Raw genomic sequence first — 12,061 nt, forward strand, 5'->3', positions numbered from 1 at the left:
CACCCTACGATGCCGCCACTTACGGCCATGCGGTAGTTGTTGACGCATGGAAAAACGCGAACTCGGCAAGGCCGGCCGCTCGGTCTCGGTCATCGGTCTCGGCACCTGGCAGCTCGGCGCGGACTGGGGCACGGTGGACGAGTCCGATGCACTGGCGGTGCTCGAGGCCGCTGTCGAAGCCGGTGTGACGTTCTTCGACACGGCCGATGTGTACGGCGACGGGCGCAGCGAGCAGCTGATCGGCTCGTTCCTGAAGGCTCACCCTGGCATCGAGCTGACCGTGGCCACCAAGATGGGCCGCCGGGTCGACCAGGTTCCTGAAAACTACACCCTGGACAACTTCCGGACCTGGATCGACCGCTCGCGTGCCAACCTCGGCGTGGACGTGCTGGACCTGGTGCAGCTGCACTGCCCGCCGGCGCCGGTCTACTCCTCCGACGCGGTGTACGAGGCACTGGACACCCTCGTCCAGGAGCAGCGAATCGCCTCGTACGGCGTCAGTGTCGAGACCACGGTCGAGGCGCTGACCGCGATCCAGCACCCGGGTGTCGCCAGCATCCAGATCATCCTCAACGCCTTCCGGCAGAAGCCGCTGGACGAGGTGCTGCCCGCCGCGATCGCCGCCAACGTCGGCATCATCGCCCGGGTGCCGCTCGCGTCGGGTCTGCTGTCGGGCAAGTACACCCACGACACCGTGTTCGCCGGGGATGACCACCGCAACTACAACCGGACCGGAGCGGCCTTCGACGTGGGCGAGACATTCGCCGGCGTGGACTTCGACAGCGGAGTCGACGCGGCGGTGGAGTTCGCGAAGCTGCTGCCCGAGGGCGTGAGTCCCGCCGCTGCCGCACTGCGCTGGGTCGTCGACCAGGCCGGGGTCAGCACCGTCATCCCCGGTGCGCGTAACCCGGAGCAGGCGCGGGGCAACGCCCAGGCTGCCGACGTACCCGAATTGTCGGCCGATCTGCAGGCGAAGATCCGGGCGCTCTACGACGACAGGATCCGGCCCCAGGTGCACAACCGCTGGTAGTCGGTGGCTCAGGCTCGGCTCGCTGCCCGCTGTGAATGGGCGGGCGAGTCGGGCCACTCGTCAGCGAGCATGGCGAACACCACCTCGTCGGACCACTCGCCCTTGAACAGCTCGTTGTGCACGAAGTGGGCTTCCAGCCGCATTCCCAAGCGAGCCGCGAGACGAGCGGAGGCGTCATTGCGCGCGTCGAGGCGGGCAACGACCCTGTGCAGCCCCAGATCCTCGAACGCCAGCGCGAGCACCGCGGCGCACGCCTCGCTGGCGTAGCCCCGACCGCCGACCTCGGGATGGAAGACGTAGCCGAGCTCGCCGCCGGCATGCTCGCGGCTGCGGAAGAACAGCACGACGTCCCCGACCAGCCGGCCGGTATCCCGCTCGATCACCCCCAAGGTCAGTGCCTGGCCCTCGTCCGAGATCTCATCGCGCGACAGGTCACCGGACAGGCGAGCCGCCAGCTCCTGTCGCGTCATGGGCTCGAAGGGCAGGTAGCGGCACACTTCGGCGTCGCTGCGGTAAGCCAGCAGCGCGCCGAGGTCGTCCGCGCGCAAGGGCCGCAACGCCACCCGGGCTGTGCTGATCGGATAGCTCGGCCTCAAGTGCATACCGCATGATTGCAGACCACTGCGCTGGGCCTCGTGGTTCGGCGGCGCCGGGAGTAGAACTGGATACATGAGTGAACCGACGTCGTCCGGCGAGCGCCCCGACCCCGCCGACGAGGACGACATGCGACAGCACACCCAGGCCGAAGCCGAGGGTTCGGAGCCGGAAGAAGGCCCGGACGTGCCGCGCGTGCACACCCAGGACCCGGCCGAAGGCTGACGCGACCCCCGCTTGGATGCTTGCCTCGGCACAGCCGCTTGCCTCGGCGCAGCCACTCACCTCGGCACAGCCGCACCATCCGACAGGGCATGCTGGTGGACGTGCCACAGCCCACTCCCCCGACCGGCAATCAAACATCCGGCAATCAAACATCCGCCGAAGAAACGTCCACCGGAGAAGCACCCAAAACTGAGCGGGCTCGCTCGGTCGTCTCGCGGGGGCCGTTGCGCGGGCTGCCGATCGAGGTGGCGGTGCTGTCCGTCGTCGCGTTCTTCGTCGCCGCCGGGTTCGGGATCGTCGCCCCGGCAATCCCGGTGTTTGCCCGCAGCTTCGGGGTGTCCCGGACGGCAGCCGCGGCGGTGGTCAGCGCGTTCGCGTTCATGCGGTTGGTATCGGCGCTGGGTTGCGGACGGCTGGTGAACCGGATCGGCGAACGCCTCGTGCTGGGCGTGGGAATCGCGATCGTCGCCGTGAGCAGCGCGCTGGCCGGCTTGGCGGTGAACTACCCGCAGTTGCTCACACTGCGCGCGGTGGGCGGCGTCGGCTCCGCCATGTTCACCGTGTCCGCCAGCTCGCTGCTGCTCGGTATCACGACGTCCGAGCAGCGGGGACGGGCGATGGGCGCTTTCAGCGGCGGCTTCCTGCTCGGTGGCGTCGCCGGCCCGGGGATCGGCGGCCTGGTCACCGGCTGGTCGCTGCGGGCCCCGTTCTTTCTGTACGCGGCGACCCTCGCGGCAGCCGGAGCGGTGGGACTGGCCAGGCTGCCCCGACGCGTCCGGCACGGTGACGCGAAGGACAAGCCCCGTCCGGTTCTGACGCTGGGGCAGGCGTTCCGGATGCCGGCCTTCCGGGCTGCGGCGGGCGCGAACCTCGCCGACAGCTGGGCCGCCCTCGGGGTCCGGGCCGCGATCGTGCCGTTGCTGGTCGTGGAGGTGCTGCACCGGTCCCCGATCTGGACCGGTGTCGCGCTGACCGTGTTCACGCTGGGCAACCTGGTGACGCTGACCGTGGGCAGCCGGATCGCCGACCGCCGGGGCCGCCGTCCGGTGCTGCTGATCGGCTGCCTGGGCAGCGCCGCCGGCACCGCGCTGCTCATCTTTCCCGCCTCGCTGGTGCTGCTGCTGGTGTCAATGGCGGTGTTCGGCGCAGGCAGCGGACTGCTCGATGTAGCGCCGGGCGCGATGCTCGGCGACGTCGCCGGCGGCCGGGGCGGCACCGTCGTCGCGGGCTACCAGATGGCCGGTGACGTCGGGAGCCTGGTCGGGCCGCTGGCCGCCGGAGCGCTCGCCGACAGCGCCGGGTTCGGACCAGCCTTCGCCGTCACGGCCGCGGTTCTGGTTGCCGCCGCCGTGCTCGCCCTCCGGGCTCCGGAGACGCTGGTTCGCACCCCGGCCTGACGGCTCGTCGCCCGCTCGATGGACATGCTGAGCGCGCGTCAGGGCGAGCGCTCAGCATGTCGATCGACGCCCGGCTGCCGGCTTCCCGCCGACGAGCTCGTCGTCCAGTCGCAGCGTCAGGGCGACCGGCCGACGCCCAACTCCGCCGCAAGCTGCTGCTCGATGCTCGCTGCTTCGCTGCCTACCGGATCGACCGGTCCGCTGACTGTCACGATCGGTCACAGTACGACCCCACCGGCCTGGGACGGCTGTCCACCCCGGTGCGCCCCGGCGAAGCCGCAGCCGGGTAATGCGACCATGCTCTGATGCACGGTGATCTGCTGGACGTGGCGCTGGTCGTCCTCGCTGTGCTGTCCGTGTTCTCCGGCTACCGGCGGGGGCTGATCCGCTCGATCACCTCTTTCCTCGGGTTCGTGCTCGGCGCGGCGGCGGGCGTCCACTTCGCCCCGGGCCTGGCCCGGCTGGTGCTCAAGGCACCGACCAACTCCGTTGCGGCGGATCAGGCGATCGGCCAGCGGATGGTGACCCTCGTCGCGGTGCTGGTGCTCGCCGGCGTGGGCCATTTCATCGGCCAGGCCCTCGGCAACCGGATCCGGGCCAAGGTCGCCAAGACGGTGCTCGGCCCGGTCGACGGCGCAGCCGGCGCGGTGGTCTCGGCGGCCTCGCTGCTGGCCCTGGCATGGTTGTTCGCGCTGGCGCTGGCCTACGCCCCGGCGCCCGCGGTGGCGCGCCAGATCCACCGCAGCCTGGTGTTGCACACGATCGACCAGGCGCTGCCGGGCTCCGGCCAGCGGGTCGCCGCCGGGCTGCTGCGGGAGCTCCAGCTGCACAACCTGCCGGCCGTGTCGGGCCCGTTCGCCACCCTGCTCGCCCCTTCTGTCGCGGCGCCCGATCCGGCCGTGGTCGGCGGAGCCACCCGCGCGGCGGCCGACTCGATCGTGAAGATCACCGGTGACGCGCCGTCCTGCGGGCGCTCCATCGAGGGCTCGGGTTTCGTCTACAGCGCCGACCGGGTGATCACCAACGCGCACGTCGTGGCCGGCGTCGCCCATCCGCGGGTCCGGGTTCCGGGCGGCGCGGTACTGAGCGCCCGGGTGGTCGTCTATGACCCGAACCGCGATGTCGCGGTGCTGTACGTACCGAACCTCGGCCGGCGCGCGTTGACGCTGGTCGGATCGGCGGGCACCGGAACGTCGGCGGTCGTGGCCGGCTATCCGGAGAACGGCCCGTTCATCGCGGTTCCGGCACGGATCGGCGCCCGGACCCAGGTCACCGGGCCCAACATCTATCAGGACAAGACCGTCACCCGGCAGGTCTACACCGTCCGTGGCCGGGTGCTGCCGGGCAATTCCGGCGGGCCGCTGCTCACCAGGTCCGGGCAGGTGCTCGGAGTCGTGTTCGCCGCGAGCGTGGACCAGAAGGACGTCGGGTACGCCCTGACCAACGCCGAGATCGCGCCCGACGTCACGGCCGGCCGCGGGGCGACCTCGGCCGTGGACACCAAGGGTTGTGACTGACCGGGACGCTCAGAAGGCGGCTGCGCCGCTAGTTGACGGCTGAGCGCGCCGTCGCCAGCCAGGTCGCGTCCTCGAGCAGGGCGCCCGGAAGGTCGGTACCGAACTTGTCGCTGGCCAACCCACGCCAGGACACGCCGGCCTTGATCCCGGCGACCGCGGCGGCCACGCCGATCGCGGCGGACAGAGCCGTCACCGCGCGGCTGTTGCCCTCCCGGTGCGCCAGCACGCCGCCACTCAGGGCGCCGAGGACCAGCCGCGGTACCGCGCCCTGCGGCTGAAGCCGGCTCGGGATACCGGGCAGCTTGTCCCCCACGAACTCTGCCGCCGACACCCCGGCCGCGGCCTTGGCGACCCACGGACGGGTGACGGCCGAGCCGCCGCGAGTGCGGGTGGACGTCAGGGCCAGGGCGGCGGGCCCGAGGGAGCTCCGTCCACCGGTTGCCAGGCCGAGCAGGGCAGCACGCGCGAGAATCGACATGCACCCGAGCCTAACCATTCCGGCGGAACCGCGCCCCATGGTGGAGATCGTGGTGGATGCTGTAGACGTGAGCGACGAGGTGGCGGAGGCCGTGCGGTGAAGCTCAAACTGGATCTGCACGACATCTACAACCGTGGCGGCGAGATCGACAAGGCGCTGCGCGACATCATCGACGAGGCCGTCCGGATCAAGGCGCCGCTGGTCGAGATCATCCCGGGTAAGGGCTCGGGCCAGCTGAAGAAGCGGGTGCTGCGGTTCCTGGATCAAAAGGAGATCAAGGCGCTGTACCACCGGGTCGAGAAGGATTCCGACAACTTCGGACGGGTCTTCGTCCATTTCCGCTGGAAGTAGCGCCGGCCACCTATACCGGGCCGGTTACCGTGCGCCTTCGCTGTCGAACGGGGCCGATGGCATATCAATAGCCGGTGGTTCTATCCGAGCGCAAGCATCAGGTCCATCCCGGCGAGCCGCGACTGCCGGCCGCCATCGCGGTGCTCGTCGCGATCGCCCTGTACGCGTTACTGCCCAACCGGTTGCTGCTCGGACCGCGCTACGTCGTCCCGGTGTTGGAGCTGTTGCTGTTCATCCCGCTGGTCAAGGCCAATCCGCGCCGGATGACGAAGGAGAACCGGCTGCTGCGACGGCTTTCGATCGGGCTGGTGCTGCTGATCGCCGCCAGCAATGCGGTGGCGCTGGTGCTGCTGGTACACGACCTGGTGGCCGGCAAGAGCGACGACGCGGTGACCCTGCTGATCGCGGCCGGCCAGGTGTGGGTGACCAACATGCTGGTGTTCGCCCTGGCCTTCTGGGAGCTCGACCGCGGCGGGCCGGTGGTGCGGACCCAGACCGCCCGGCCGCGGTTACCCTCCGCGGACTTCCGCTTTCCGCAGGACGAGGACCACGACGCGATTGCCGAGGTTGCGAAGCGGTCCTCGGCGAAGTCCGGTTGGGCACCGGGTTTCATCGACTACCTGTACGTCTCGATCACCAACTCGTCGGCGTTCAGCCCCACCGACACGATGCCCCTGTCGCCACGGGTCAAACTTCTGATGGCACTGGAGTCGGTGTCGGCCCTCGTGCTGTCGGTGATCGTCATCTCCTACGGCGTCGGCCAGCTCAAGTGACGCCCGCGGCTCAGTTCGAGCCGGTCAGTTCGCGCGGGTCAGTCCGAGCCGGTCAGCCCGGCGGGCAGCGGCTCGCGGTGCAGGATGCGCAGCCGTTGGGTGCACCGGGTCATCGCGACGTAGAGGTCGCTGGCTCCGCGCCGGGACTCGGCGAGGATGGCCGCGGGTTCGAGTAACAGCACGACGTCGAACTCCAGCCCCTTCGACTGGCGCGCCGTCAATACCGAGACCCGTTCGTCCGCATCATCGGGGGCCGCCGCACCGGATTCGGATGACGAGCCGCCGGCTGTGCCTGATTCGGACGACGAGCCGAGCATGGCCGACGCGACCTCGTCGACCAGGGCAGCCGGCGCGATCACCGCCAACCGTCCACCGTCGGAGCGGGCCAGCTCGTCGGCCACCACCGCGGGCACCGCAGGCGCCAGCGGGCCACTGACGAACTCCACGCTCGGTGGCGAATCCCCTTGCCGCGCCGAGGTGATCTCTGACGGATTCCCACCCGCCGCGGCGAGCATGGCGGACGCGACGTCCATGATCCGGCCCGGGGTTCGGTAGTTCACGGTCAGCTCGGCGAGCCGCCAACGCTCCGGAACGTACTTGTCCAGCATCTGACCCCAGCTGGTGGCGCCCGCACTGGAACCCGTCTGGGCGATGTCGCCGACGACCGTCATGGATCGGGACGGGCAGCGCCGCATCAGCAGTCGCCACTGCATCGCCGACAGCTCCTGAGCCTCGTCGATCACCACGTGCCCGAAGGCCCAGTTGCGGTCACTGGCCGCCTCGTCCACCAGGGACTGCCGGGTCTGCGACGCGGTGTAGCGCTCGGCCAGCGCGGCCGCGGTGGTCATCTCGCGGGCGTCCGGCTCCATGTCACTCACCATGTCCAGCACCCGGCCGGCGTACTCGCGCTCGGCCGCCAGGTCGGCCGCGGCGGCAGCGGCCGCCTCGTCCACCTCGGGATCGCCCTCACCGAGCAGCTCGGCCGCCTCGTCCAGCAGCGCCACGTCGGCCGACGTCCAGAGCGCCGTCCGGTCCCGGCGCAGGGCCCGCCGCTCGGCAGCCGAGAACCGGGGCGCGGCCGCGGCCAAGGCATCCGGATCGGCGTACAGGTCGCGCAACAGCTTCTCCGGTCGCAGCGGCATCCAGCACAGGTTGACCTCGCGCCGGACGTCGGGCGAGGCGCGCAGCGCGTTGACCATCTCGGTGCGGGTGTCCTCGTCCAGCTCCGTCTTCAATGCCTTGGCCAATCGGACGGCGAGGCGTTCCAGCAGGTCGCGCACGAAGCGGACGCGGGCCTCGTTGTGCGGCTTGCGCGACTGCTGCGCCCGGCGGCGGGCCTGGTCCACCTCGTGCGGGGCAAGGATGATCCGGGTGCCCTCCACATCGAGCTCGACCGCCTTGGCCGGTACCCGCTGGCGGTTCCGGACGGCGGCGGCCAGCACCCGGGTCATCCGCAGGTCGCCCTTCACCTCGGCGGCGAGCGCGCTGTCGACACCACGCGCGTCGATGCCGGGGAACAGCTGCCCGGCAGTCGCCATCACCACACCGGTCTCGCCGAGGCTGGGCAGCACCTGCTCGATGTAGCGCAGGAACCGGTTGTTCGGTCCCACCACGAGAACTCCGCTGCGGGCCAGCCGATCCCGGTGGGCGTACATCAGGTACGCGGCCCGGTGCAGCGCGACCACCGTCTTGCCGGTTCCGGGGGCGCCCTGTACGACCAGCACCCCGGCCAGCGGAGCGCGGATGATCTGGTCCTGCTCGGCCTGGATGGTGGCCACGATGTCGCGCATCCGGCCGGTGCGGTTGGCGTTCAGCGCCAGCATCAGGGCGCCGTCCGTGCCGACCGTCTCGGTCCGGCCGTTGGCCGCGGCGTAGGCGTCGAGGTCGAGCACCTCGTCCTGCACGCCGGTGACGGTCCGCCCCGAGGTGGTCAGGTGGCGCCGGCTGATGGTGCCGTCCGGGTCCCCCGGGGTCGCCCGGTAGAACGGCTGCGCTGCCGGCGCGCGCCAGTCGAGCAGTAGCCGGCGGCCGTCCGGTGCGGTCAGGCCGACGCGGCCGATGCAGCGGTCGCTGCCGTCGGCCATGTCGAGCCGGCCGATGCACAGGTGCTCCTCCACGGCGTTGAGTCGCACGAGGTTCTCGGTGTGCAGGGCCAGAAAGGCGTCACGCTCCACCCGCGCGGCCGGGGTGCCGGCGGTCGAGGTGCGCCGGAGCTGGGCCAGCGTGCGGGCGGTCTCGTCGCGTACCTCGTCCAGCCGGGCATACAGGATGTCGAGGTTCGCCTGTTCGGCCCGCAGGGCAGCGGCCACCACGTCTTGGCTCACGCCGTGCCCACCCACCGTCCTGGTGTAATCATTGATCGAAGCAAATTGATCGAAAGCAATCCGTCGAAGCAGTGCTCGATCCTGCCCTACCGCTCCGGCGGCACCCCGGGCCGGGTAGCTGCGGTGTGCCCGTCGACAGGCGCTGGGTCGGCGGCATCGACCTTGCCCAGCTCGACCACCGACACGCCGAGCAGCAGCATCAGCACGACCAGGCCCGCACCCGACCACGGCCCCCGGTGGATGTGCTCGTCGTACACCATCACCCCGACCACGATGCTCAGCAGCGGGTCCACCGTCGCCATGGCCGGCAGGCTGGCGGTCAGCGGCCCCGCCTGGAACGCCAGCTGGCTCAGCAGCAGGCCGACCGCCCCCACCACGATCACGGTGTAGAGCTGCCAGCTGGTCAGGGCGACGAGCGGCCCGTGTACGGCCCGGTCGGTCAGGCCCTTCAGTAGTGCCGCGGTTGCCGCGTACACCACGCCGACCGCCACGCCGATCAGCGCGGCGGCACCGGCAGCCGGGCGGCGCCGGTGGGCCAGCAGCAGGCAGGCCCCGGCCACCGTCAGGCCGACCGCCGCCGCGACCACGGCGGGCAGCCGGTCCGGGCCGTCGCCCGTGCCAGTGCCCGGATTGGCGCCGGCGAGGAACAGGAACGTCACCAGGCACGCGCTGAGCACCAGCGCCCAGCGGATCTCGGCACCGGTGACGCGGCGGCCGCGCCGGCGCCGCAGCAGCAGCGAGAACAGCAGGCCGCTCACCAGCAGCGGTTGCACGACGGCCAGCGCCCCCAGGTGCAGCGCGAGCACCTGCAGCGTCAGGCCGATCACGTCGGCGACGATGCCGGCCAGCCACAGCCGGTGGCTCACGGTGGCGGCGACGAACCTGGCCAGCGTGCCGACCCGCAGCCCGCTGGCATCCGGGACCTGGGCGGCGCTGGAGTGCTTGAGGTTGGTGGAGACGGCGAACGCCAGGGCGGATCCCAGGCTCAGCACGACGACGAGCCAAGACACGGACATGCTCGGCTCCATCCCTCGTGTGCCAGCTGCTCGACCGCTTGCCCGGGTCGGCCAGAAGGGTAACGCGCGGGTGCTGAGAGCGGACCGGGCCGACGGCTGGCCACAAGATCTCGCCACAAGATCCTGAGCGACACCTTTGCACGCTGCCCCAAACTCGCCGGGGATATCAGTACGATCCCGAACGTGCCTCAACCCTGCCCGCAGTCATGAGGATCGCGCACGTCACCGACTGCTACCTGCCGCGGATGGGGGGCATCGAGCGACAGGTCGAGGGTCTGGCACGGGCGCAGACCGCGATCGGTCACGAGGTGGACGTCATCACCTCCGTCGCGCCAGCAGGCCCTGCCGCGGCCGAGGCGGCCAATCACGTGCTGGTACGCGGGCCACACCGTTCCGGCTCACACGCCGGCTCGATCCGCTATCTGTCCACGCTCAGCGGCCGCCGAGCGGTTCTCGACGGCGGCTACGACCTGGTGCACGTGCACGCCTCGACCTTCTCACCGCTGTCCTATCTCGCGGCCGGGGCCGCGAGCCGATCCGGCGTGCCGACCGTCGCGACCCTGCACTCGCTCTGGTCCTACGCCACCCCGATCTTCCGGTGCTTCGACCTCGCCCTTGACTGGCGGCGCTGGCCGATCACCTGGACGGCGGTGAGCGAGGTCGCGGCGGCATCTCTGTCGGAGGTGCTCCGCCCGCACTCGGCGATCTCGGTGCTGCCCAACGGCGTGACGCCGGCACTGTGGTCGGTGCGGCCGCTGCCGCCCGACCCGAACCGGGTGGTCATCGTCAGCGTGATGCGGCTGGCCGCCCGCAAGCGGCCGCTGCACTTCCTCAAGACGCTGCGGGCGGTCCGCGCCCAGGTTCCCGCGAGTGTTCGACTCCAGGTGCGGATCGTCGGCGACGGCCCCAAGCGCGAGGCCATGCGCCACTACCTGGACCGGCACCAGATGTCGGACTGGGTGCAGCTGACCGGTCAGCTCGACCAGCCCGCCATCCGCGAGCTGTTCCGCGGCGCCGACCTCTACGCCTCCCCCGCCACCCTGGAGTCGTTCGGTATCGCCGCGCTCGAGGCCCGCTGCGCCGGGCTGCCCGTCGTCGCCTTCGCCGGCACCGGCGTCTCGGACTTCGTCCAGCACGGACGCAACGGCCTGCTGGTGGACAACGACGCCGCGATGGCGAACGCGCTGGCCACCCTGGCTCGCTCGGCCGGCGCCCGGGACGAGCTGAGCGAGCACAACCGGACGACCGACTCCGGGTTCTCCTGGGACCGGGTGCTGCATACCTGTGAGGACGTCTACACCCGGGCCTTCGACGAGGTCGGCCAGGTCCGTCCCGACGCCGGGCGGGCGCACCGGCACACGCGCAACCTCGAGACCCTGACCATCGTGCCGCCGTCATCTCCATCGCCATCGCCATCGCCATCGGCACGGCCATCGGTGCCGCCGGACCGGGATGACGACCCGGCGCTGGCCCACCTCGGCTCCGGGTGAGCCCGGACGCCTCCCGCACCTTCCGGGTGGTCTCCTTTCACGCCCATCCGGACGACGAGGCGCTGCTGACCGCCGGCACCCTGGCCCGTGCCACCGCCGAGGGGCACCGGGTCACCATCGTGGTGGCGACCAACGGCGAGGCCGGGCTGGCCGACACGCCCGGTTCGGCCCACTCCCCCGGCGCCGGCCTGGGCGCTACCCGGCTCGCGGAACTGCGGGCTTCCGCTGCCGCGCTCGGCTGCGCCCGGGTGGTGGCGTTGGGTTACCCCGACTCGGGAATGCGCAACGAGAACCGGGGCTTCGCCTCGGTTCCGGTGGACGAGGCGGCGGCCCGGCTGGCCGAGGTGCTGGCCGAGGAGCGGGCCGACGTGCTGACCGTCTATGACCGCAACGGCGGGTACGGACACCCCGACCACGTCCAGGTGCACCGGGTCGGGCATCGGGCCGCGGAACTTGCCGGAACGGCGGTCGTCCTGGAGGCGACGGTGGATCGCACCGCTCTCGTCCGGGCGCTGTCCGCGATCCGCTGGACCAGGCTGGCACCCGCGGCCTTCGCACCGGAGCGGATGCGCTCGGCGTACAGCGACCGCGCCGAGATCACCCATCGGGTCGACGTCCGCGGCCAGCTGAGCCGGAAGCGGGCCTCGATGCGCGCCCATGCGACCCAGGCCACCGGCGGCACCGGATCCCGCACCCTGGCGTTCTTTCTGAGGTTGCCCGGTCCGCTCTACCGGCGGGTGTTCGGAACCGAGTGGTTCATCGAGCGCGGCCGGCCGCCCGCGACGCCGGCCGTGGACGACATCTTCGCCAGCCTGCGGTAGGTCAGCCGTCGGCGACGGTCCTCAGCCGTCGGCGACGGTCCTCAG

At 71.3% G+C, this 12,061-nt stretch carries 12 protein-coding genes; 8 read left to right on the forward strand and 4 right to left on the reverse strand.

The features are described from left to right. Positions 1-46: 46 nt before the first annotated feature. Positions 47-1,030 carry an aldo/keto reductase gene (locus RM423_RS07280; protein WP_311422348.1) on the forward strand — a complete coding sequence of 328 codons (984 nt, stop codon included), beginning with the start codon at positions 47-49 and terminating at the stop codon, positions 1,028-1,030. An 8-nt stretch (positions 1,031-1,038) separates the two neighbouring features. Here RM423_RS07280 and RM423_RS07285 read toward each other — a convergent pair whose 3' ends face one another. Further along, on the reverse strand, positions 1,039-1,632 hold the full coding sequence (locus tag RM423_RS07285) for a GNAT family N-acetyltransferase (protein WP_311422349.1): 594 nt from the start codon (positions 1,630-1,632) through the stop codon (positions 1,039-1,041). 67 nt (positions 1,633-1,699) lie between these two features. Here RM423_RS07285 and RM423_RS07290 point away from each other — a divergent pair, with 67 nt between their 5' ends. The 3 genes from RM423_RS07290 to RM423_RS07300 all read left to right on the forward strand — a co-directional run bounded on the left by RM423_RS07290 (position 1,700) and on the right by RM423_RS07300 (position 4,763). Next, positions 1,700-1,849: a hypothetical protein gene (locus RM423_RS07290; protein WP_311422350.1), complete on the forward strand. Its 150-nt coding sequence runs from the start codon at positions 1,700-1,702 to the stop codon at positions 1,847-1,849. 101 nt (positions 1,850-1,950) lie between these two features. Then, positions 1,951-3,246, forward strand: coding sequence for an MFS transporter (locus RM423_RS07295; protein WP_311422351.1), 1,296 nt, complete (start codon positions 1,951-1,953; stop codon positions 3,244-3,246). Positions 3,247-3,551: 305 nt separating this feature from the next. After that, a complete protein-coding gene (locus RM423_RS07300; RefSeq protein WP_311422352.1) occupies positions 3,552-4,763 on the forward strand; it encodes a MarP family serine protease in 1,212 nt (403 codons plus the stop codon). A 28-nt stretch (positions 4,764-4,791) separates the two neighbouring features. On the opposite strand, the gene RM423_RS07305 is transcribed toward RM423_RS07300, so the two are convergent. Continuing rightward, positions 4,792-5,241, reverse strand: a complete 450-nt coding sequence (locus tag RM423_RS07305) for a hypothetical protein (protein ID WP_311422353.1) — start codon at positions 5,239-5,241, stop codon at positions 4,792-4,794. 96 nt (positions 5,242-5,337) lie between these two features. On the opposite strand from RM423_RS07305, the gene RM423_RS07310 reads away from it, so the two are divergent. Both RM423_RS07310 and RM423_RS07315 read left to right on the forward strand, forming a co-directional pair. Beyond that, on the forward strand, positions 5,338-5,592 hold the full coding sequence (locus RM423_RS07310; protein ID WP_311422354.1) for a Smr/MutS family protein: 255 nt from the start codon (positions 5,338-5,340) through the stop codon (positions 5,590-5,592). Between the two features lie 74 nt (positions 5,593-5,666). Next, positions 5,667-6,365, forward strand: a complete 699-nt coding sequence (locus RM423_RS07315; protein WP_311422355.1) for a hypothetical protein — start codon at positions 5,667-5,669, stop codon at positions 6,363-6,365. Between the two features lie 38 nt (positions 6,366-6,403). Here the strand turns inward: RM423_RS07315 and RM423_RS07320 are convergent, their stop codons facing one another. After that, positions 6,404-8,689, reverse strand: coding sequence for a HelD family protein (locus RM423_RS07320; RefSeq protein WP_311422356.1), 2,286 nt, complete (start codon positions 8,687-8,689; stop codon positions 6,404-6,406). An 86-nt stretch (positions 8,690-8,775) separates the two neighbouring features. Beyond that, entirely contained in the window at positions 8,776-9,705 is a 930-nt protein-coding gene (locus RM423_RS07325; protein ID WP_311422357.1) for a DMT family transporter, read from the reverse strand. A gap of 206 nt (positions 9,706-9,911) precedes the next feature. On the opposite strand from RM423_RS07325, the gene RM423_RS07330 reads away from it, so the two are divergent. Then, the gene (locus RM423_RS07330; RefSeq protein WP_311422358.1) at positions 9,912-11,195 is read left to right on the forward strand and encodes a glycosyltransferase family 4 protein; all 1,284 of its coding nucleotides are present in this window, start codon (positions 9,912-9,914) and stop codon (positions 11,193-11,195) included. Then, positions 11,192-12,016, forward strand: coding sequence for a PIG-L deacetylase family protein (locus RM423_RS07335; RefSeq protein ID WP_311422359.1), 825 nt, complete (start codon positions 11,192-11,194; stop codon positions 12,014-12,016). The genes RM423_RS07330 and RM423_RS07335 overlap by 4 nt, the downstream gene beginning before the upstream one ends. The last annotated feature ends 45 nt before the right edge of the window (positions 12,017-12,061 follow it).

It is taken from the genome of Jatrophihabitans lederbergiae, from assembly GCF_031845305.1.
GTDB lineage: Bacteria > Actinomycetota > Actinomycetes > Mycobacteriales > Jatrophihabitantaceae > Jatrophihabitans_A > Jatrophihabitans_A lederbergiae.